Here is a 21,671-nt window from a genome sequence, read left to right on the forward strand (position 1 = left end):
GTCGCGCCAGGCGTGTTGGTGACTGGGTGAGGGCAAATGGGGGCGCGCGGCTTTACTTTATTTTTGCCTGTTTTTTGGGGTGTATTTGTGGTTTGGGGTTGTCGCATTACCCGTAGGTGAGAGGAGAGTGCGATGAACATTTGGCGCGTGGTCCGATCAGGCAAGGCGCACCTGGAGGGAAGCGATTTCGTGTTGGCGGCGCGTTCCATTTCCGCCGCGATGGGCAGGGGTGACGTGTCCGCCCTGGTTGTGACGCGTGATGAGACGGGGCTGATGCAGTTTGTTTCGTCCGACTATGCGAGCCTGGCTCAGCAGGTGGCGTCCGTGGTGGGCGCGGAGTGTGAGGAGTGCGATTTTGTGGACGTGCCTGCCGACATGCCGGTGTCGGGGCGGATGGTTGCGCGCCGGGGCGGTGTGGGCCAGTCGAGTTCACAGGTGGGTGTGAGCGTGGACGTGGCGGTGGGCGCGTTGGCGTCCCAGATGCCGGTCGGGTCGATGATTGTGGTGCGGTTCCGTAAGCCTACTGGTGGGGAGGCGCGTCACGTGAAGCGGTGGGTGGCTGCCCGGTTGGGGTCGGCTGTCCCGCAGCACCATTCGACGTCTGCGGGCGCGGTGGTGGCGAGCGTGGATGTGGGTGCGCAGGATCGTCATGATGCGGCACAGTTGGTCGAACTTGTGCGCTCGGTGATGCCTGGGTTCGATGTGGATGTGCGTGCACGGGTGGATTCTCCTGTCGCCCCGATTGTGGCGGGCGTGGCGGGTGGCGTCGTGTTGGCGTGTGCCGCCTGGTTGTGGTCGTGGTGGCTGCTTGTTCCACTGTTCGTGTGGGGTGTGGTGTGCGCGTGGATGGCGTGGCGCGCCAGGGTGAATGTGGGCTGGTCGACCGCCAAGCTGGTGCGCGAAGTGTCGGCTGCACCGCCGAAGAGGTGTGTGCCCCCGTCGAGGCCGCGTCGCGACGAGGGGAAAGAGTCTGCGGGCGGCTACCCGTTGGCGCGCGGGTCGTTCATGGTGGGCCAGCACACGATTGTCCCACTGGTTGCCCCGCAGGCTGAGGGCCTGTCGGGCGCGTCACGCTCCAGGTCCAGGCCGGTTCCTGCCGCGTGCCAGGACGCATCCATTGGCCCGCTCATTGGCGTGGGGTCGCGTGGTGAGAGTGCGCATGTGGACGCGCAGGGCCTCTGGCAGGGTTTTTTCGCTGTTGGTGAGGCTGGTTCGGGTAAGACGTTCGCTTTGCTCGCGCAGTTTGCGTTCGCCGTGTTGGACAAGTTGACGCGTCAGAAAGCGCGGCGTGGTGGCGTGAGTGTGGGGAGGCATTTTACGGGGGTGCATCATCCGATCATCGTGTTCGAGTCGAAGGGTGATGGGGTGGCTGCGTACCGGAATTGGTGTGACACGTTGGGGCGCCAGGTGGGCGTGTCGGGCGTGGTGGATGTGATTGATGTGGGGGATGCGTCGTCTCTCGCGTTGGACATGGTGGGGTCTGGGTCTGCTGTGGATCGGGCGCGCCGGTTTACGGATGCGATGAAGCATGGGTTCGCCGATGATGCGATTCGTGAGCGTAGTGAGGAGACGTTGCGGGCGGTGATGTGTGCGGCGTTTGTTCTTCAGGACATGCAGGAGGATGGGTGGCGTGGCGCGGATCGTGTGGGCGCCTCCACTGCCGGGGTGGCTGACCTGGGTCGCTTGTCGTTCATGCAGTGGGCGCACATTCTGCTGGGCGGGCGTGGGGATGATGCGGGTCAACTCGTGGCGGGGTTTGTGCGTGACGCGGCTGCCCGTGAGGGCGCGTGGCCTGACCTGGTGGATGCGGGCAGTGGGCTTGCCCCCCTGTACGATTCGGTGACGCCGAGTGCGCGGCGGAATTTGTGTGAGGCTCCGCGTAACAAGGTGGACGCGTTGCTGGGTGCGGGGTCGTGGTGGGATCCGGGGCGGCGGCGTGTCACGTTCGACATGGTGTTGTATCACGAGCGCACAGTGGTCATCAATTGTGGTGCGAGCGGGATGCCGACCACGGTGGTGAGCGCGTTAAGTGCGATGGCGTTGTTTTTGTTGCGCGCGTGTGTGGAGCGCCGGTGTGTGGGGTGGAAGGATCAGGACCGGTACGTGTCGGTGATGTGCGATGAGTTGAAACTGCTTCAGGGGTCGAGTCCTCAGGTGATTGAGTGGCTGCGTAATCAGGGTCGCGCGTTTGGGGTGCGCCTGTTTTTTGCGACGCAGTATCCGGAACAGCTGGAGGCCGGGGTGCGTCAGGCTGCGTTGGGGTTCGGCACGCTGGTGGTGTTGCGTCAGGAGAACCCTCAGATTGCGGGCGCATTGGCGGAGTTGCTCTCGCTTCGCGGCCAGTCGTGGTATGCGGAGGATGTGGCGAACCTGCCGCGTTTCACGGCGGTGGTGAAGACGAGTGTGCGTGGGGAGACGTTGCCTCCGTTCACGGTGCGGCTGTCGGATTTTGAGTCGGACAGGGGGGCGTTTGCCTCCCGGCAGGGGTGGGCACTGTGAGTACGCCTTTCAGCCAGGTGCCTCCACTCACGTTCGGGTTGGCGCAGCGGCAGGACTTGTTTTATAACGGCGTGTTTGGCCAGGGCGCGTTCGCGTCGTGGGCGGACAGGCGGGTGACGAGCGTGCAGTCGTGGCGTTCAACGTATGTGCCGGACATGTGGATGATTGGTGAGGAGGAGGCGTGGCGGTATGTGCGTTCACGCATGAGTGAGGCCGCTTTGATTGTCGGGGCGGTGGCGCAGTGGCACACGTTGACGGCGCAGCAGGTGTCAGCGTTTGTGGGAAAGAGTCAGGCGGGCACGTCGACGAGGGGTGCGTCGTACCCGTCGAAGCTGGTGCGCTGCCTGTTCGCGTTGGGCGTGCTGGACGTGGGGTTCCCGGTGGTGGCGTGGTTTAACTCCTCGCGTAATAAGGGGCCGTGCCTGGTGAAGATCGGGCGGTCGAAGGATGTGCGTCGTTTTGTCTCGGAGTTGTCGTTGGCGGAGCGGTGGTGCGCGTCGGGCGGGTTGCCGGTGGTGGGTGGTCCGAATGGGGATCGTCATAACGTGTTGATGGCGGAGTTGGCGTTGCGGGTGGCGCAAATATGTGACGTGGGTGGGGTGGCTGGTGAGCGTGTGGCGAGCGTGCCGGTGTTGGCGTTTGACTCGGTGGGGATGGGCCGACCGTCGTGGTGCGCCAGGTCGTCGTCGTGTGCGGACGCTGTGTTGGTCAGGCGTGATGGGGTGCGGGTGGCTGTGGAGTTGACGGCGAGTGCGACTCCGAACCTGGATGCGAAGACAGCTCGGTGGGCGCGCACACTGGCATCCTCCCCGTTTGACCGTTCTGGCTTGGTGGTGGTGTTTGTGGAGGCTGGCGTCTCGTCGGGTCCGGCTCTTGAGGGGCGGGTGCGTCGGAGTGTGGCGCGGGCGGCTCGCCTGCATCCGGGTGGCCCGTCGAACAGGGTGGCGGAGCGGATGTTTGTGGCGTCGTGGCGTGACTGGTTTCCCGAGTTTGAGCGGGTGAATACGGACGCATTGGGCGTGTTGACAGCTCGCAGTGCGGCTGGCCGCAGTGTGGAATTGCTCGACGTGTGGGACGTGCCTTCCAGCAAAAATCGTGATCTGGCATGCGCGGTGGAGAATCTGGCATTGTGCGCGGGCACACCGTGGTGGATGCGTCGCTTGAGTGTGGATGTGAACGGCAGGGCGCTCGACTCATTGGGGTTGCGTATAGATGCGGTGCCACCCGAGTCGCGTTCTGGTCGCCGGTTGGGTTTTGGTGTGAACCCGGACGGTCACGTGGTGGAACTACCGCCTCGCCTGGGCGGGTTCGTCGAGGCTGCCCGCGTGGAGGCCGGAATGTGAATTTCGAGAGAATCTGTTTCAAGGGAGGTTGGTCAAATTGAATAGCGCGAATAGTTCTCAATGGGATAGCCGGGATGAAATGGCCCAAGAGTTAGTTACAGCTTTGGTGAGCAATTTCAGAGAACAAGACATTGATTCTCGACATATTGGCCTGATGATCGACATGGACGACGACTCAATAGGCGGATTCGGATTTTCAGACACTGACTCAGGCAACGTCCACTGGTTTATCAATGATTTTGACGCATACGAGGCTATCGAATCCCTATGGGAACAGATGCAAAGAAGCTGGGATAGCGCATTGTTCATTGCAGACTTAGAAACCGCCCAATTTAACATAGACTTCTTAACAAAAGAAGACATGCTTTCATGGAGAGACTCGGAGGACGATTACGAAGGTGTTTTGGCACATTACAAGGAGCGAGAACACCAACTGGCGGTTGGGGGGTTTTGCGGAGGCCGGGTCTAGGAGCGGGCTGGCGGCGTGCGCCAGTGCTCCCCCACCATTGTGCCGTTTTTTCTGGTGTACCCGCGAACGTGAACGCTTCCGCCCGAGTCGTGCCGGGCTGACCGCGTTTTTCTTCGCGGAAGAATCTGACATCGCAGTGCGTCAAGCTGGAGGAAGTCGTGGCCGTACTGGCTGCACGCCTCCTCGAACGCGCCGGGGAGAACGTCGTGGATTTCCTCCACCCACGTTGTCACCAGTTTTGGGTCACTGTGTGCGCGAGTGGCGGCATACTCCCAGTCCCCCATGGTGACGGAGCGGTAGTGGTCCTGCCTTCCGATTTTCATGGCGAGCGACTGCTCATACTGGGGGTAGGGTGCCAGCGAGATCAGATCGTATGCGGGGGCTAGGTGGTGTCCATGCTCGTCGATGAGGAACGAGTAGTTTTTCCCGTGAGCGTCCGCGTTTCCGACCGCAACGTTGAAGGCTGCGAGCTGCCAGACGGCCTTTTCGTCCTGTGGGCATAAGCGTTTGACTTCACTAACCAGTCGCACCAGTCCTGGCCCGTTGTGTCGCTGGTATTTACGCGAGGGCGACAGGCCAATAACCTGCATGAGGTCTTCCTGATGCAGACGCTTCACCCTCCCGTCGGGGAGTATTTCACGGTCGTAACGCTCGGTGATAAACGCGGACATGTCGTCGAAGGTGCGGATACTGGTGCGGGGCGCGTTAATGTGGCAGCCTCGCGCGGTGAGGGCGAGGATGTGCTCAATGTCCTGGAGGTGAGTGTCTTGGGGCATCTCAGGCTTGACGATATGCGTGGAGGCAAGCGTACCGACAGGCTGGTAGAACGTGTCGCCTATTTTTGTGTAGGCGGTTTTCGGTTGGTATCCGGCGAGGCTGAGCCGCGTGCGCGTGGCGGGTGCAGCGCTGCGCAGCCACGTGATGTCGCGTGCAATGTCAGTGTCGGTGAGCGCGACGAGTTCGCCGCCCGTGGCTGGGGTGTGGCCGTGCGGGTGGAAGGAGAGTGCGCCGGGGGTGTCTTCGCCGATTGCCTGGAGGATTTCGAGCGGGTCGTACAGGCTGGCGATGCGGAATTGGCGTGCGAGCGCGTCCAGATACCGGGGATTTTCGGGCAGGAGGTTCCACAGGTAGTTGTCGACGTGGACGTGTTCAAGGGTGCGGTCGGTCAGTGGGATGGAAGCTGACAGTGGGATGGCGTGCGGGTGGGTGAGGTAGGTGTCGGCGTAGCGGAATTGGATGTGGCGCTCCCCGTGGCGGAAGGTCCCGGCAAGTGTGCCGTCAATGTAGGCGTCGAGCGGTGTCATTGTTCACGGCCCGCCAGGATAAATGGGATTTGAATGTCGAGCGCGACCATGACACGGATCACCGTGTCCAGCCTGGTTGCCGGAGCTCCTTTTTCCAGGCGCGACAGGGCCTGCCTGCTCACACCGGCCTTGTCGGCAAGCTGAACAATCGTCATACCACGCGCAGTACGGCGCAACTGAACATTCTTCCCGAACCGCTCGGGCGTGTCACAGTACAGTAAAGTCGTTTTCATCACACCACCATGATATACAACCACACCCATATGTTACAAGTACGGAACACACATCTAGCGGCGCTCAGGCAATGTTCACCAACCGTCTTGAGGGGCGTTTTATCAAAAGTCGCGCGGGAATCCTTGGCGCAATCTGCTAACTCTTGGAGTCCAGGAATGCTGGTTTTGCTTGGAGCACGCCATCAAGCTTCAATGTGGAATTGAACCATGCTAGAGCGTCGTGGTCTATCCAGCTCATCAGCGCTCGCGCTTCAGACATGTCACGATACACGTCACGGCGGAACAATGGTTCAAGATGCGCGGCACGATTGCGGATGAAGGTCATATTCCCCAACAGTCGAGTTACCTGCTTTTGTCGTGTCCAAATATCCTTATCACCATTGGGGAACGCACGATAAATAGCCGGTGTCCACAAGGTAGTCAGGTACTTCTTCGAGGTTAGGAAGCGCCAAAATCCGAACGAAAGCTCGGCCAGAATCTTGCCGTGTGAAACCTGCGAGCCACTACGATGCACTCTCTGGCGAGCCACCGTTATATCCTTTTTTGTGCGTTCATCAAACACAGGCAGATTGAACCAGTCACTACTGGAATACTTCACATGAGACCAGGAAGTGAGCACATGGTCGATGGCGTTACGAGCAACGACTTCTACCATCGCTGTGGCACTCTGAAGCGCTGCGGCCAGTTCAATGTTCCAGGCATACAATTCGAAGGCGCTGTCGAGATCGCCGTCAGTGGCAGTAATGTATGTGCTCATGCGCTCTTCGGAAAGCAGATATACCATGTGTACGCTATCCCAAGCTACACCTGTCATTGGCTCACCCACTCCCCTATGATAGACTACCCAGTGAAGACCCCGGAACGATCACCAGCCTTGGCTGAATCGCCGGGGTTACGTTTTGCAATGATGAGCAGCCTAGTTCATCTGCGCCGACCAGATCACGCAGTCCTGCGGGAAAGACACCCGTGGCCACGCTCCTACTACACAGGAGCGCCCTCACTGGTCGCCGTCCACAACCCGAAACTCCCCACCGGACAACCCACCACCACATTGAACGGTGGAATACTCCCAGTAGGCCAGGTAAGAACAGTGGTACACAACGTTTCCGGGATAGCGGCCATTTTTGGTGTCTACACTGTGTCATGTGGAGTGTTCTCGTCCCACAACTCGGGTGAATCCAAAACTTACTCGGGTAAAAGAAAGGTCACGTGAGGGCAATGAGTACGAGTGGTGGAGTTCAAGAAAGCGGCGTGTTTTCGCGGCTTGTGAAGAACCGCAAGGCTATGGTCGTGGCGGTGTGCGTCGCGGTTGTCGTCGCACTGGTGGTGGCGATTATTGGCGTGAGCGCCTACCGCTCTCACGCGGCAAGTGCAGCGCGCAGCGAGTTTGACGCGGCGCAGTCGGCCGCCACTGGCGCGTACACGTCCCTGACGGACGCGATCAGTGAGGGCGAACAGCTGTATGCCGACTCGGAGGGCAAGGTGGGTGACGGGGATTCGAGTCGCGCTGACCTTCGCGCCGCACTGGACGAGGCGAACGCTCTGACCATGCCTGCCGCCCAGTCGGGCACCACGAGCGACATGCGTGATGGTGCGCAGTCATTGAACGATTCGGCTGGAGTATTCACCAGTGCCGCCCAGAAAATTGACACTGCCAGTGACAAGGTTCGCTCCGCGATGACCTCCCATTCGAAAGACCTGATGGTGGCTGCGCGCGACACTCTCAAGGCGGAAGTAGACAAGGCTGTGAAGGTTCTGTCCGACACGACCGGCAAAGTGAGTGACGAGGCGACACGCACCACGGCTCAAAAGACTGTGGACGAGGCGATAGCCCTGATCGGTCAAGCTGACGCTCTCAGTGGTGAGACGGCTGACCCGTTCGACGAGATGAGCGCGAAGCTGACTGAGATGACTGGCCAGGTGAAGGCTGCTGCTCAGAAGGTGTCGGATTCTCACGCCGCGTGGAAGAAGGCCGAGGAAGCCAAGGCTGCGGCCAGTGAACCTGCTGGCGACTCGGGTTGGGGTGGAGCTGACGTATTCGGAGCCTGACTACACGTCGGGCGGCGGCTATGTGGAGCCGGACTACTCTGCGCCCGCACCTGCCCCGAGCGCGCCCGCGCCCAGTGGCGGAAACACCAGCGGCGGATGGGTCGTGACCGATGAGAGCGATATATGCGTTGGTGCGGATACCTCCGGCAATAGCTGGAAAACCTCTTGCGACTGAGAGTCCTACCCATCTTCGGCTCCCGTTCAGCTTGGTCTGTTCGGGAGCCCTTTTTATGTCTCCGGATGTGTTTGTCGCATTACGTATGAATGAGGCGGTTCTTTGCCGTCTGCGAATACGAAACAGGAGGACTACGATGGTTCGACTACGGGGTGGTTCATACAGCCGCCTGGTGGCGCAAGGCGGAAAGAAAATCACCGCTATGTGTGCCGCGCTCTTTGTTACTTTCGCCATGCTGATCTCGCCCCAACCCGCGAAAGCTGCTGATTTCCCCGGCCAGGTTGAACCCGGCTATGAGGTGTACGGCATTTTGGACATGGGGCCGGTATGGTTCGGCGCACTGGAAAACCCCAATGGGGCCGACTGGCTTGCATGGTGTATTGAAATGGGTGTTCCCTCTCCGACGCGTGGAGATGCGGTCACTGCTCAGACACTGCGAACCGTGCGAGATAACGGTCAACCGGCAGAGCTGAGGCTCACCACACCCCAGTTGGCGTGGGTGCTGCAAAACAAGGAGCACATTGCGACCGCCGATTCGCGTGCCGCGATCTCGTACCTTGTTCATGCGAACTACGAGCAGGGTTTGGGCGCAGTCAGTGGCTCTTCACGCGTGGCGACAATGGTCAGTGTGATCCGCTCCCAGCATCCCCAGGTGGATCGCCTGGCACAGCAGTACGCGAGTGAAGCACGCAACAGTGCGCCTGTTGGCTTCAAGTCCCCTGGGTACACCGGTGACAAGCAGCGTGAAGGTGTCATCAACAACATTGGTATTCAAAACGCTTCCGGCGGTTGGGTCGCAGGGCGCAACGTGTCTGTCACACTCAATGGTCCTGCTGTGTTCAAGTCGACCGGCAAGGCGACCTGGAGCGGTAAGACCGGCACCACGCCGATCACCCTGGAGTGGCGCTCCACCGGAAACGGCAAAGTCTCATCCAAGGCACGCTATGAGAGCGGCCGCGTCACGCTGACCAAGTATGACGCGAACGGCAACGTTCAGGACACACTCTCGTACGGCAACCGCCCGCACAACGACCCTGAGTACCGTGACGTTGACGGTCCGACCTGGAACGTCATCTTCGACTTCCAGCCCCAAGCCACCACCGTGGCCGACCCCAAAGTCGGTGACGACGGCACCATCTCCGACAAGGTCACCGTCATGGCAGACCCCACCTACGGAGACGGCAAATGGGTCCAGATCGACGGCACCTATGTGCCTGTCACCTTCGAAGGCACCGCTTACTATCTCGGCGAACGCCCCGCAGCCGAAACCGCCACCGTCCCTGAAGGTGCGCAAGTCCTCGGCACCGCGACGTTCACAGCCGACAAGGGTCCGGGCGAATACTCCGTCACACTCGACAAGAAGTCCGACCCCGGATTCGTCACCTGGGTGTGGAAAGTTGTCAAAGCCAACCAGGGTGAATTCGCCAAGTACGTGAAGGCAGACTGGTCCGATAAGTTCGGTATCGCGAACGAAACCCAGTCCATCCGCTGGCCAGGCGTGGTCGAGTCCACCATCAACGTGAAGAAAACGCACTCGAACATGTACTTCGAAGACGACCTGTGGATCAGCAACCTGCCATCCGACCACGGCCAGTTCGACGCGACAGCCGGATTCAAAGCCGACGTTGCGAACATGACCCACTCCATGCTGTTCTTCCCCAAGGGTGTCGAACCCACCGAAGACAACAAGAGCCAGGCCGAAGTGCTGGGAAGCGTGGAAATCCCGCTGCGTAACGGTCACGTCAACGACGTGGCAGACATGACGTTCAAAGCCAAGATGGACGAGAACGGGAACCCTGTGGCAGGAACCTACGTGTTCGTCTCATCCTTCCCCGGTGATGACCGTGTGGCACCGTTCACGTCGGCAGTGACCGACACGAACGAGTCCATCCCGTTCGGACTGGAAGAAATCGGCACTGAAGCGTCCGTCACCCCCGGCACCGATCAGGTTGCCCAGGCAGGCGGCCCCGTCACCATCACCGACACCGTCCAGTACCACAAGCTCAACGTCGGACAGTCGTACACGATTCAGGGCACGTTGATGAACCAGGCAACAGGTGAGCCGATCGTCATTGACGGCGAACAGGTCACTGCTCAGACCACGTTCGTCGCCCCCACGTCGGACGGCACCGTTGAACTCGTCTACGAGATCGCGGACTCCGCCGCACTGTCCGGCACGACAACCGTCGTGTTTGAGGACCTGTACCGTGACGGAGTGAAGGTCGCGTCCCACGCTGACCTGCATGACGACGCACAAACCGTGTACTTCCCCGAGATCGGAACAAGCCTGGTGGAAACTAACGGCCTGTCCCACATGGTTGCGCAAGGCGACGAGAATGTTGTCCTGCGTGACACCGTGTCCTACAAGGCCCTGAAGCCCGGCGTGGAATACACGATGAGTGGTGTCCTGATGGACAAGGCGACCGGAAAGCCGGTGGACGGCCTTGAGGCTCACACCACGTTCACCCCCACCCAGCAGGATGGGACGGTTGACGTGGAGTTCACGATTGAGGGCCCGTCAGACCTTCGCGGCATGACACTGGTTGCGTTCGAAAAACTCACGCTGGGTGAGACAACTGTGGCCACGCACGAGGATATTAACGACGGTGGACAGACGGTCCGCTTCCCCGACGCGCACACGAGCGCCACCGACAACGCGGATGGGGACAAGATTCTCGCCCCCACCGGCACTGTGACCGTGAAGGACACTGTGGCGTTTACCGGCCTTGAAGTGGGTAAGGAGTACACGGTGACCGGCACGCTGATGGACAAGGCGACCGGCGAGCCGATCATGAACGGTGAAACCCCCGTCACGTCGACCGCGACCGTGACACCTGACGAGCCTGACGGCACTGTGGATGTCCTGTTCGAGGTGGATGCGAAACTGCTCGCCACCAAGACGGTTGTCGCGTTCGAGACTGTCAGCCAGGAAGGTCGCGAGATCATTGTTCACGCCGACCTGAATGATAAGGATCAGACAGTGTACGCCCCGCGCGTGTCCACGAAGGCTGTCAGCAAGATTGAGGCTGGTGGCAAGGCCCACGACACTGCACTCGTTGAGGGTGAATTGCCCGGACCGTTGACGTTGACGTTTGAAGCGTTCAAGGCTCCGGCTGGCGGCGCGAAGGTGTGTGAAGCGTCGAACCGCGTGTTCACCACGACGTTCGGCACGGTTGAGGGTCCTGGCGAGTACACGTCGGATGACACCACGTTTACTGAGCCTGGCACGTACTACTGGGTGGAGACCGTGACCGACGCTTCGGGCACAGTTGTTCACAAGGGTGCGTGTGGCGAGCCGTCCGAGACGACTGTCGTGTCCGCGAAGGGTGATGGTGGTCGTGGTGCTGGCGGCAACCTGGCACGCACGGGCGCTGGAGTCCCGCTGGCCGTGATGAGCCTGCTGGGCGTGTGCGGCCTTGGTTTGGCTGCGACACGTCGCCGCATGGCCTGACATGGTGAAAGCCCCCTTGGGGACTGACCGATGACAATGCCCCCGCTGGGATTCTTCCTGGCGGGGGCTGCAACTGTTTGAGTGTTTGCTTGTGTTGGTTTGTTTTCGGGTGGTATTATTGTGTTATGCGCGTGAAGGAATGGGCTCGTCTTGAAGGCTTTAATGAGCAGACTGTTTGGCAGTGGTGCCGGGAGGACCGTATGCCTGTCCCGTTTGAACGAACTCCCACGGGCACGATCATCATTCACGACCCGACCTATGAGAAACAGTCCATTCCAGGTGCTGGCGGCAGGACCGTGTGTTACGCGCGTGTGTCCTCACGCGACCAGAAGGATGATCTACAAAAGCAGGCCGACCGGATCACAGCATTCGCATACAGCATGGGTGCAGACAATCCTGAGACGGTGACGGAAATCGGGTCAGGCGTCAACGATGGGCGCCGTAAGCTCAACCGGATACTCGCCGACCCGACCGTTGGAACAATCATTGTTGAGCACCGTGACCGGCTGGCACGAACCAACATGCAGCTGATTATCAGTGCCCTGCAAGCTCAGGGGCGTCGGGTCATAGTCGTGGACGACAGTGAGGTCACTGACGATCTGGTGCGTGACATGACCGAGGTTCTCACGTCTTTTTGCGCTCGACTGTATGGGAAACGCTCGGCCAGGCACCGCACTCAGGCAGCACTTGAGGCGGCTAAAAATGCTTGAAGCAGTCAAGGTCGCGCTCGACCCTAGCCCTACCCAGCAAAGAATGTTGCAGTCTCATGCGGGCGGAGCCAGATTCGCGTTTAACGCTTGCCTGGCTCACGTCAAGGCTTGTATTGAGCAGAATGTTAAGCCACCGTGGTCTTTTTATGATTTGCGTAGGTGGTGGAACGCTAACAAGAATCTGCTTGCGGTTAATACTGATACTGGGGAGGTTTGGTGGCCGCAGAACTCTAAAGAGGCCTATTCGAGTGGTATCGAAGCTCTAGCTAAAGGATTAGCGAACTATTCTGGCTCCAAGCGTGGTGTTCGTCGGGGACGCAGGGTTGGGTTCCCGAAATTTAAGTCCAAGAATAAGTCTGTTGCTAGCTTTGCTTACACTACCGGCAGTTTTGGGTTGATTCCTGGCGACCCTAAGGCCCTCAGATTGCCCAAGATTGGTCGGGTGCATTGTTTTGAGAACGCTGCCGCCCGGGTTGGTGAAGGCCGGGTATTACGGATAACCATCTCTTACCGGCAAGGCAGGTGGTGGGCAAGTCTTTGTGTGCAACGAGAAACCCCTAGCCCGGCTAAATCCGCCAATCTAGGCCCGGTCGGTGTGGACTTAGGTGTTCATCATCTGGCTGTCTTATCCACGGGCGAGATGATAGAAAACCCTCGCCCGCTAAAGAACAGCCTCACCAGGTTAAAGAGGGCACAAAAATCGCTTTCCCGCAAAACCAAAGGCTCCACCAGACACAAGCAGGCCAAAGCAAGGCTGAGTAAGGTTCACGCTCGTGTCACTCATCAGCGCACCGACTGTCTACACAAACTAACCACCAGACTAGCCAGCACCCACCGCACGGTTTGTATCGAGGACTTAAACGTGGCAGGCATGGGACGAAACCACCATCTTGCCCAAGCAATATATGACGCATCTTTCGGGCAATTGCGTCACCAACTCGAATACAAGACACAAAAATTTAATACCCAACTACGAACCATCGACCGCTTCTATCCAAGCAGTAAACAATGCAGTGGTTGTGGGGCAGTAAAAACCAAGCTGTCCCTAGCCACCCGCGCCTACCACTGCCAGGCTTGCGGCCTAGTCATAGACCGCGACTTAAACGCGGCCATCAACATCCTTGTCGCCGGGAGTGCCACGGAGACAATAAACGCGCACCGAGGAGACATAAGACCCAAAACCACTAAACGGTTGAGGGCAGACTCCAATGAAATGCGAACCAAGCAACCAGCACAAACTGGCATAAGACTTGGAGCTGACCTCGGCAACGAGGCCATACAAACAAAAACAAATTAGTTTGTAACGGACTGTTTGGCTCCTGGGCAGCCACACGGCACCCCCATCGCGAAGCAGAAAGGATATGTCATGGCAGTGTGGGACAAGTTCGATGACAGTACGCGTGAGCAGCGTGAGGAGATTGCCTCCTCGCTGTCCAGGCCGGGCGTCTCGTGGGGTGTCGCAGCCATCATCGCCGTCGTTGCCATCTTGTTCATCATCATGGCCGTCATCAGCCTCATCTAAACCAGCTCACCAGCCGTCACAGACTGCTTAGCCCACCTATCATCTGAGCGGGCTGAAAAGCCACGCACACTCACTCTCCACCAATCCACAAACCGCCACAGAGTGCCCAGCCCACCTGTCGGCTGAGTGGGTTGAAAAGCCGCGCACTTCGACCTCACGCGCACCTTGAACACCCACCGCAACCCGCCCCACCAGCTGCCAAGGAGGTCTTAGCCCACCTGTTGGTTGAGTGGGCTGGAAAACCGCGCCCTCCGACCGGAAGGGCACCCTGAGCACCCTCAACCAGCCCACCAGCTCGCCCCGTTGGCGCGTGAAGCCCCGACCCGTCCCACAAGAAGGGTCATGAAACGCAGCACACTCCAGCGGGGCCGCATTATCGGCACGCCCGGCGGATCTCTCAACGAAACCGCCACATGGGCAAAAAACCAGCACGTCGTCAAAGCAGGCCACGACGCGGAAGTCAAAACCGGCGAAAAACTCAACCAATGGGCACTGTGCGAAGGCGGACCCACCGTCCTCCACGACCTGCACATCCCAGGCTCCAACGCCAACATTGACCACGTCGTCGTCTCCGGCACAAAAGTGCTCATGATCGACTCGAAAGCGTGGAAGCCCGCCACCTACTGGACAATCTTCGGGCACACCTACCGTGGCTCGCAGCGCTTCGAACCCGCAGACGCGGCACCCACCGCGTTCCTCAACGAGCAGCTTGCCCGCATGTGCCCCTCCAACGCGCGCATCATGCGGCCAGTCATCGCCGTATGGTCATCAAACGGTAAACGCCAGGCAAACGTGATGTGGCTGCGTCACAAAGGGGCCACCGTCGCCAACTCCAACACGTTCATGACCGTCATTAAGCGCCGTGTCGGAATGCGCCCAGCCGACCCCAACATTGTTGCAGCCCTGTCCACGTGGGTCGCGCAACCCGCCCACACCCGCCAGTAATCCACACTCCCAACACGGAACAACGCTCATGCCTGCCAGAAACACTCAACCCGACCCGCTCCCACCATCCGCACTCGCCACCATCACGGTGCTCGCCTCCATTATTGCGATCGTCCTCGTCGGCGCTCCGGGAGCTATCGTCGCGTGGGCCGGTCTCGCCCTCACGTCCGCCATGTCACGCCCACCCAGGCTCACGGGACGCAAAGACTACCAGGGGCGGCCAACACCCATGGGGCAGCATGAAGAAAAACTCCTCACCCAACACGCCATGTGGAAAACACTCGCACGTAACGTGTGCGGCGCAGGACTCACACCCCTCACCCCACTACGCCTGTCCACATTCAGCATTCTCGGACTCACGCTCCTCATACTCGCCACCCCGTCCGTCGCAGACACCCCATGGTGGGCGCGACTGGTCGGCGCACTGTTCACCATTCTCACGCTCACCGGCATTGACGCGACACTGCGCACAGGACGCAACCCCCTGTTCGCCTACACGGGCACGCTCGTCTCGCACGCTACCGGCACGCTCAGCATGAGTGCCGCCGTCGTGGGCGCACTTGCGGGCGGGGCTGGAGCCTGGCTCACATGGGACACTGACCTGTTCTACTTCAACGCGTGGCACCCCATTATTCCGGTGGTTCTTGCCGTCGTGGGCGGCGTACTGGCAGGCGCGTCCGGCGGGGCCATCCTCACCTCCAGGTGGAAGCCCGTCGCCCACTGGCATGACAGTCTTCAGGCCGCAACCCGCTACGCCGACATGTGGCGGCAACTGAAAGTCAACACCCCACCCACGCTCACCGACCGCACCACGGTGGACGGCATCACGGTGGACACGTTCGACACGACCGAAAGCGTCAGCCAGTTTTTCTCCGCCCAGTTTCGCTCCCAACTCGCCCCCATCGCGCCAACCGTGATGGACGCTGTGGCCGGTGGTGGCCGGTTCGCCATCTGCCCCACCTACGCTATCGACGCGAACGGCCAGGAAGTGGAAGGCCCGCACAACAACCCGTCCAGGTTCCGCATCATCCAAGTGCCAGCAGACGCCCCACCCATCACGAGTGACGACCTGAGCGAAGACGGTGCGCGAGCCCTGGTGGAAAGCGCGCTCGGAGAATACGCTGCCGCCTACAATTTTCACCCACCCATGTGCAGGCTCACCAAGCTCACAACCGGCGGCCCCGCCGTGTGGATGGTGAAATGGTACGACACGGACTACACGCCGCCGTGGGATCAGGCACCCCTGGCAATCTCCGCGCAAATCGCCAGCATCATGAACACTCCCGCCCTCGGTGACCACTACCAGCAGGCGTTCATCGTCGGCGAGATCAGTGACGCGCAGTGGGACGAGAGCATTCCCGCGCCCGGCGGGTGGCCCACAGTCGGGGACTACGCGAAATCCCTGCCAACCTTGCGCGACTGGGTGAGCCGGTGGATCAGCGTGGACAAGGCGCCCTCCACCATGCCTGCCGCCATGCTCCGCTACACGCAGCACGCCACACTGGGCGGTATTGACGTGACGTGCCAGCCGTTCAGTGTGGGCGCCGGACTGTCCGCTGACGGGTTTTTCACGGTCCCTGTCGCCAACATTGCGACCACCCTGGACGGTGTGCCCCAGTTTGTGGCTGTCAGTGAGTATTGCGCGGGTGAATCGTCGGCGCGCCCCCAGTTCCGCAACCGCCTGATCGCCGCGTTCAACCTCGTGTGGGCATCCAGGCCAGTGCCCAGCCGCGTGGGGCTCATTCACCCCGAGTCGGTTGCCAGCCAGTGGGTGATCCGCGCCCTGTTCGAGTACGCGTTCATGAAACTCAGGTTCGACCGCCCCCATTTTTGCGGCGCGAAAGCCTTGCCGTGCGCGTGGGATGACGGGGAGCGTAACCCGTGGATCATGCAGGACCGCCTGGGCGGGCAACGTAGACCTGCCGGACGCTGCCCTGGGCGCGTGTGGCTGGTCACCATTGACCTTCAGGGCACTCCGATCGAGGACGTGCGAGCCAAAGCCTCCAAGATCGCGTCCTACGTGGGTGCGGACTGGATGCGGATTGACGTGGACGAACGCTCCCAGTGCGTGTTCGCGTGCGGCATCACCCCCTCCCAGGCGCACATTGTGGGCGAGCGGGCCCTGGAACTGGTGACCCGACTGGACTGGGAGGGCGCGTGGGCGGACGTGAAGGTAATGGGTGTGGGTGGCGCACTGCCCCGCCTGGAAAGCGTTGCCCCGCTGGAGAAAAACCCGAAAGTGCTTTCCATCGAGTTCGATATTCCGCCGGGCGTGTCGTTCGACAAGGTAAAAGGCGCTGTTGAGAAGCTGAAAGTGTCAACGGGGAACGCGTTCATCATGCCGAGCCGGACTGGTCGGGCGGACAGGATCCACATGATGGTGGCTGAAACCGACCCGATCCCGTTCCCTGCGGGCTACGACGTGGACACGATCCGCGCCCTCGCCCGCGAAGGGAAGGGTGGGATAGCGTTCGCGACCGGCGTGGAGGGGACACCTGTCGTGTGGTATCCGAAGTCGTCACCCCACATTCTGGTGGCGGGCACGACTGGTGGCGGCAAGTCTGTGGCGATGCAGCCGATGATTGTGGGCGCGCTGGCGGACGGCTACGAGGTGGCTGTGGTGGACCCGTCGAAAGGGTGCGCGGATTTTGCGTTTGCTGAGCCATATTGTGTGGCGCAGGCAAAAACGCTGGGTGAGGCGCTGGCCGTGGTGGAGCGCGCCTACCAGATGGTGGTGGAGCGTAAGAGTGCGAACTCTGCTGCGGGCGTGGGGTCGTATCGTGACCTGCCTGCCGACCAGCGTCCTGCCCCGTTCCTGCTGGTGATTGACGAGTTCACGTCGCTCATGACGCCGGAGCCTGTGGGGAAGCCGAGTGAGGACATGGAGGTGGAGGCGAAGCGTCAGCAGGTCGTTGCTGAGAACACGATTCGTGCGAAGATCGGCACGTTTGTGGGGCGTATTGCCCGTGAGGCGCGGTCAGCGGGCGTGATTCTGGTGCTGGGCACGCAGAAACTGTCGAGCCAGATGCTCTCCACGATTCCTGGTGCGGGCGATTTGAAATCCATGCTGGCTCGTATTCTGCTCGGCAAGGCGACGTATGGGGATCGGATGAGTGCGCTTCGTGACGCGAACACTGCTCCCGACGTGGGGGATATTGTGCCGCCGGGTCGTGGCGTGTTTGAGCCGAGCGACAGTGCGGGGCAGATTATTCAGGCGTGGTTTGACCCCGGCGAGCAGGACTTCTTGGCGGGCGTGCTCACCGACTTGGGTACTCCGACCGCGCAGGCGTGGGACGTGTCGGGGCGTGACGTGGAGGCTGACGCGTCGATGGTGTCTGTCGTGGATGAGACGGAGGTTGCTGACCTGGGTGTGGTGGAGTTCAGCCTGGACGAGCTGGGCTTGGCCGCCGACCAGGCCGCCGAGACAGGTGAGTCGGACGAATGGAATGTGGAGGTCGCAGACGCGCCCAGTGACCAGGCCACCAGTCTGGACGGGTGGAACAGCCAGGCTTCTGATACCACCCTCAACGAACCGACAGACCAGTGGGATGTGGAAGTCGTGAGCGAGTCCAGTGACACTACGCCGGACGAGAGCGTTGCCCAGTGGGACGACCAGGCCGACGAGCCGACAGACCCGTGGAACGTGGAGGATGTCGGCACAGATGACCAGATCACCAGCCTGGACGAGTGGAACAGCCAGGCAGCCGAGCCAGACGAGGGCGTAGGCGAGTTGGACGTGGAAGTCGTAAGCGAGCCTGGCGACCAGACCACCGGCACCACTCCAGACGAGGGCGTAGACCAGTGGGACGTGGAGGGCACAGACTCGACCAGTCAGACCACTGACACTACGCCGGACGAGAACGTAACACAGCGGGACGAACAAGCCGAGTACCCAGGCGTCACCATCACGCTCGACGATTTTGACGGCGACGAACTCATCATCCAGGCGGGCAACACCCCCGGCACCACCATCACCGAAATCGTGACACGCGCCCTCGCCCGCTACCCCACAGCCCACGCAATAACCATCCATCACGACCATCCCACCGGTCGCGACGACATGGACCTGTCTATCCGCGACTACGCGATGGAAGCCGCCGACGGTAGAAGCGTGCGGGTGGTGAAAACACCGCGCCACGTGCGTACCAGAAGCGAAATGCTGGCCGACTTCGACGACGATTAAACCTCTGGTCAACACGCGTTCAAGCCGAGCCAAAAGCGGGTAAAGCCGCAACAGAGAATCACTACCGGCACGACAGACGTGCCACACACCAACCAATTTTCGAAGGAAGATTTATCATGACTGTCACCGTTTTTTCACTCGCCTCATGCCCCCAATGTGTCGCTACGAAACGTAAGCTCGACAAGCTCGGCGTCACCTACCGTGAAATCCTGCTCGACCAGAACCCCGACAAGATCAACGACGTGAAAGCCCTGGGCTACACGAGCGCCCCCGTCGTCCTCGTGTCCACATCCACCGGCACCGACTCCTGGAGTGGATACAGACCAGACCGCCTGACACGACTGGCCGCCTGACACCTCTAATGTGCCGAGGGTGCCCCCGCTTTTAAGCGTGGGGAGGACTTCACGGGCACTGGCGGTCCTATCCGACATCCCGATAGCCGTTTCCTGACCGGCCACCTCGTCCCACAAGGAGGAGCAGACAGTAACGAGGGGGCCTCATGCGCGAACGCAAACGCGTCAAAATTCCACGCGGACTACCGAAAGAAAAACTCGGCATCTTCGAAGAAAAAGTGCGTGAAAAAATCGGGCGCGACTTCCACCTCGAATCCATCGACCAGGACACCGGGGAAGCCTCCTTCGTGCGCGGCGTTGATGTCGCCACCGTGTCCAGTGACGGCAAAATCCTCCAAGCCTCACTCCCCGACACGTTCGCCACGCCATCGGCAGGCGACCGTGCGGCAGCCAGCTTCGCTGACCAGTACCCCGGCTACCACATGATCCGCTTCGACCCGTACAACAAGCGCGCCCTGCTCGCCAAACTCCCCCGCGAATGCGTCATCACGCGCGACGCGATAGCTGAAGCTCTCGGCGTGAAACCCTGGGACGTGGAGGTCGCCAAGCGTAGGGGCGGCGGCTACCAGCTCCTCCGGCTCCCCACCCGCTACACGCCCAGCAAACACGACGCGAAACTGGCGGAAGCAGCCGTGACGAAAGTGCCGGGCGGCAAACCAGGCTGGTTCGTGCGTATTGACGGCCAATCCCTCACCGGAGAAATCATCCCAGCCGAGCTCCCCTCATTCCCGCCACTCATCACCCCCGACATGGATCACCTGGGGGCGAATAAGGATGTCACTCCGTTCGGTATGAAACTCCCCCAGCCTGGATCCGACCAGGGTGAAATAGCGCAGGTGGACTGGAACGCGTCGAACGCCATGCTGCTCGCGGGCTTGCCCGGCTCCGGCAAGTCGGTCACGCTCAACGCCCTGCTGGCGAGCCAGATCGCGGCGGGCTGCGAGTGCGTGGTGGTGGATGACCCTGCGAAAAGCGTGGACTTTTTGTGGGCGAAGCCTTATTTGCGTAACGGCGGATGGGGCTGCGATTCGGACAGGCACGCAGTGACCGCTCTTGCGCTGGCCTACGAGGAGGGTCAGCGGCGCGCGAAAATCCTGGCCGACCGTGGTGTGGTCAACTGGCTTGACCTGCCTGAAGACGAGCGGTTCACCCCTATTTTCATCATTGTGGACGAGTACACGGCGATCACAATGACGGAAAAGGAGCCGACGAGCCTTCCGAAGGATCACCCGCTGCGCGTGGAGATTGCCGAAGCAAACCTCCAGCGGGTCGCGATAGGCCGCTACGTGTCGAAAATTATTGCCGAGGAACGTTTCGTGGGCGTGCGTATTGTCCTGTCCACGCAGGTGACGAACGCGGCCACGGGTGTCGCCCCGTCGTTGCGGTCCAAGATCGGGCACAAAGTGTTGCAGGGGTCGAACCCGTCCCAGTCGGCGCGTCAACAGATTTTTTCCGACGAGAAGTCGGTTCCGAACGTGCCGGAAAACGTGCAGGCGTCCGGTCGCGCGGCCAAGGGTGTGGGTGCAGCCGACCTTGAAGGTGTGGCACCCTACGTGTACAAGTCCCAGTTCGCGTCCACTGCCGACTATTTGGAGCGCCTGAAAGCTATGGGCGTGAAAAGCAACCCGAACGTGGAGCCGTCGCTTCGTGACGTGTCCAGGCTTGCCCCAACGCTTGCGGGGGACGATGTGATAGATGATGGGCCGATTGAGTCGCGCCTGTCGTCTGAGGGTGGTTTTGGTGATGCTGGCGGGCATGTGGATGAGCTGAAGGGTGCTGCGAAAGCGAATCATGATCGTGCGGTTCAGATGGCGCGCGCGAAAGTGGATCGGGTCAAGTTTGCGCACAACCAGGAACAGAAGGCTCGCGGCGCTGAGGACGCTCCGTTGCGCTCCCTGGATGAGGCTGCTCGCATGTTGGCTGACATGGATTAGCGGCTGGCGCGTCCAGTTTCTGCGTGTCTTAGTGGCCTGAGCGCGTCTGGTGGCTTGCGGATTATTCGGGTTTTTGTTGTGTTGCGCCTACGGGCAGTGCGGCATTGCTTCTGGCCATGTGGATGTCTGCGACGTGGCTGAGGACCTATCGAGGTCTATCCCTTTCGAGGTGTGTATTCTCTCCCCCGGTGTATCTTTAATTTCTTTTCGGGCGCGTTTAATTTCTTTGTGGCGGTCTTTTTATTTCCCCTCTTAATTACTTTAGTCACGTTCTTAATTTCTTCGAGACGACTTTTTGGAAAGAAAATCCCCCATTTGGGCGGTGCGTCAGACTCTCTCACCATGCCCGTCAGTCGCATTGTTGTGTGAGTGTGTGACGGGACGAACGTCCTACGTGTTTTGTGGTGTGTGTCACGTACAAAAGTGGGGGTGAAAACGGGCTCTCAACGACGTTCACCACCCCATAGTCCGTTGGGCGGATAAAAGAGTCAGGGGTGTCGT

At 60.4% G+C, this 21,671-nt stretch carries 15 protein-coding genes; 12 read left to right on the plus strand and 3 right to left on the minus strand.

The features are described 5' to 3' along the window. Positions 1-132: 132 nt before the first annotated feature. From HMPREF2975_RS07250 to HMPREF2975_RS07260, 3 genes are read left to right on the plus strand one after another with little or no spacing between them, the layout of a single operon-like run. Positions 133-2,499, plus strand: coding sequence for a type IV secretory system conjugative DNA transfer family protein (locus tag HMPREF2975_RS07250; protein WP_070726810.1), 2,367 nt, complete (start codon positions 133-135; stop codon positions 2,497-2,499). After that, complete coding sequence (locus HMPREF2975_RS07255) at positions 2,496-3,842, plus strand: hypothetical protein (protein ID WP_141757329.1); 1,347 nt, start codon at positions 2,496-2,498, stop codon at positions 3,840-3,842. Before HMPREF2975_RS07250 ends, HMPREF2975_RS07255 begins: the two co-directional genes overlap by 4 nt. A 37-nt stretch (positions 3,843-3,879) precedes the next feature. Beyond that, positions 3,880-4,311: a hypothetical protein gene (locus HMPREF2975_RS07260; protein WP_141757330.1), complete on the plus strand. Its 432-nt coding sequence runs from the start codon at positions 3,880-3,882 to the stop codon at positions 4,309-4,311. Here HMPREF2975_RS07260 and HMPREF2975_RS07265 read toward each other — a convergent pair. The 3 genes from HMPREF2975_RS07265 to HMPREF2975_RS07275 form a co-directional block, all read right to left on the minus strand. Further along, a complete protein-coding gene (locus HMPREF2975_RS07265) occupies positions 4,308-5,615 on the minus strand; it encodes a type II toxin-antitoxin system HipA family toxin (protein WP_070726814.1) in 1,308 nt (435 codons plus the stop codon). The genes HMPREF2975_RS07260 and HMPREF2975_RS07265 overlap by 4 nt on opposite strands. Next, on the minus strand, positions 5,612-5,848 hold the full coding sequence (locus tag HMPREF2975_RS07270; protein ID WP_070726834.1) for a helix-turn-helix domain-containing protein: 237 nt from the start codon (positions 5,846-5,848) through the stop codon (positions 5,612-5,614). Before HMPREF2975_RS07270 ends, HMPREF2975_RS07265 begins: the two co-directional genes overlap by 4 nt. Positions 5,849-5,984: 136 nt before the next feature. Further along, on the minus strand, positions 5,985-6,662 hold the full coding sequence (locus HMPREF2975_RS07275; RefSeq protein ID WP_227469317.1) for a hypothetical protein: 678 nt from the start codon (positions 6,660-6,662) through the stop codon (positions 5,985-5,987). Positions 6,663-7,066: 404 nt separating this feature from the next. Between HMPREF2975_RS07275 and HMPREF2975_RS07280 the strand changes: the two genes are divergently transcribed. From HMPREF2975_RS07280 to HMPREF2975_RS07315, 9 genes are all read left to right on the plus strand, one after another. Next, positions 7,067-7,897, plus strand: coding sequence for a hypothetical protein (locus HMPREF2975_RS07280; RefSeq protein WP_141757331.1), 831 nt, complete (start codon positions 7,067-7,069; stop codon positions 7,895-7,897). A 311-nt stretch (positions 7,898-8,208) separates the two neighbouring features. Beyond that, a complete protein-coding gene (locus HMPREF2975_RS07285) occupies positions 8,209-11,523 on the plus strand; it encodes a VaFE repeat-containing surface-anchored protein (protein ID WP_141757332.1) in 3,315 nt (1,104 codons plus the stop codon). Positions 11,524-11,648: 125 nt separating this feature from the next. Continuing rightward, positions 11,649-12,233: an IS607 family transposase gene (locus tag HMPREF2975_RS07290; protein ID WP_070726821.1), complete on the plus strand. Its 585-nt coding sequence runs from the start codon at positions 11,649-11,651 to the stop codon at positions 12,231-12,233. Beyond that, a complete protein-coding gene (gene tnpB / locus HMPREF2975_RS07295) occupies positions 12,226-13,530 on the plus strand; it encodes an IS607 family element RNA-guided endonuclease TnpB (RefSeq protein ID WP_070726822.1) in 1,305 nt (434 codons plus the stop codon). The genes HMPREF2975_RS07290 and tnpB overlap by 8 nt, the downstream gene beginning before the upstream one ends. Before the next feature lie 69 nt (positions 13,531-13,599). Beyond that, positions 13,600-13,755: a hypothetical protein gene (locus tag HMPREF2975_RS12560; protein ID WP_193600015.1), complete on the plus strand. Its 156-nt coding sequence runs from the start codon at positions 13,600-13,602 to the stop codon at positions 13,753-13,755. Between the two features lie 342 nt (positions 13,756-14,097). Further along, positions 14,098-14,700, plus strand: coding sequence for a nuclease-related domain-containing protein (locus HMPREF2975_RS07300; protein WP_070726825.1), 603 nt, complete (start codon positions 14,098-14,100; stop codon positions 14,698-14,700). A 28-nt stretch (positions 14,701-14,728) separates the two neighbouring features. Next, complete coding sequence (locus HMPREF2975_RS07305; RefSeq protein WP_070726827.1) at positions 14,729-18,883, plus strand: FtsK/SpoIIIE domain-containing protein; 4,155 nt, start codon at positions 14,729-14,731, stop codon at positions 18,881-18,883. 116 nt (positions 18,884-18,999) lie between these two features. Continuing rightward, on the plus strand, positions 19,000-19,236 hold the full coding sequence (locus tag HMPREF2975_RS07310; RefSeq protein ID WP_070726829.1) for a glutaredoxin domain-containing protein: 237 nt from the start codon (positions 19,000-19,002) through the stop codon (positions 19,234-19,236). Between the two features lie 146 nt (positions 19,237-19,382). Next, the gene (locus HMPREF2975_RS07315; protein ID WP_070726832.1) at positions 19,383-21,170 is read left to right on the plus strand and encodes an ATP-binding protein; all 1,788 of its coding nucleotides are present in this window, start codon (positions 19,383-19,385) and stop codon (positions 21,168-21,170) included. Positions 21,171-21,671 lie beyond the last annotated feature (501 nt).

Origin of the sequence: Actinomyces sp. HMSC065F12 (assembly GCF_001814535.1) — a bacterium.
Taxonomy (GTDB): domain Bacteria; phylum Actinomycetota; class Actinomycetes; order Actinomycetales; family Actinomycetaceae; genus Pauljensenia; species Pauljensenia radingae_A.

What these genes read in the sequence shown, in the direction of transcription:
- HMPREF2975_RS07250 (WP_070726810.1), top strand. Translation starts at nt 133, where the DNA reads ATGAACATTTGGCGCGTGGTCCGATCAGGCAAGGCGCACCTGGAGGGA.
- HMPREF2975_RS07265 (WP_070726814.1), bottom strand. Translation starts at nt 5,615, where the DNA reads ATGACACCGCTCGACGCCTACATTGACGGCACACTTGCCGGGACCTTC.
- HMPREF2975_RS07270 (WP_070726834.1), bottom strand. Translation starts at nt 5,848, where the DNA reads ATGAAAACGACTTTACTGTACTGTGACACGCCCGAGCGGTTCGGGAAG.
- HMPREF2975_RS07275 (WP_227469317.1), bottom strand. Translation starts at nt 6,662, where the DNA reads ATGACAGGTGTAGCTTGGGATAGCGTACACATGGTATATCTGCTTTCC.
- HMPREF2975_RS07280 (WP_141757331.1), top strand. Translation starts at nt 7,067, where the DNA reads ATGAGTACGAGTGGTGGAGTTCAAGAAAGCGGCGTGTTTTCGCGGCTT.
- HMPREF2975_RS07285 (WP_141757332.1), top strand. Translation starts at nt 8,209, where the DNA reads ATGGTTCGACTACGGGGTGGTTCATACAGCCGCCTGGTGGCGCAAGGC.
- HMPREF2975_RS07290 (WP_070726821.1), top strand. Translation starts at nt 11,649, where the DNA reads ATGCGCGTGAAGGAATGGGCTCGTCTTGAAGGCTTTAATGAGCAGACT.
- tnpB (WP_070726822.1), top strand. Translation starts at nt 12,226, where the DNA reads ATGCTTGAAGCAGTCAAGGTCGCGCTCGACCCTAGCCCTACCCAGCAA.
- HMPREF2975_RS12560 (WP_193600015.1), top strand. Translation starts at nt 13,600, where the DNA reads ATGGCAGTGTGGGACAAGTTCGATGACAGTACGCGTGAGCAGCGTGAG.
- HMPREF2975_RS07300 (WP_070726825.1), top strand. Translation starts at nt 14,098, where the DNA reads ATGAAACGCAGCACACTCCAGCGGGGCCGCATTATCGGCACGCCCGGC.
- HMPREF2975_RS07305 (WP_070726827.1), top strand. Translation starts at nt 14,729, where the DNA reads ATGCCTGCCAGAAACACTCAACCCGACCCGCTCCCACCATCCGCACTC.
- HMPREF2975_RS07310 (WP_070726829.1), top strand. Translation starts at nt 19,000, where the DNA reads ATGACTGTCACCGTTTTTTCACTCGCCTCATGCCCCCAATGTGTCGCT.
- HMPREF2975_RS07315 (WP_070726832.1), top strand. Translation starts at nt 19,383, where the DNA reads ATGCGCGAACGCAAACGCGTCAAAATTCCACGCGGACTACCGAAAGAA.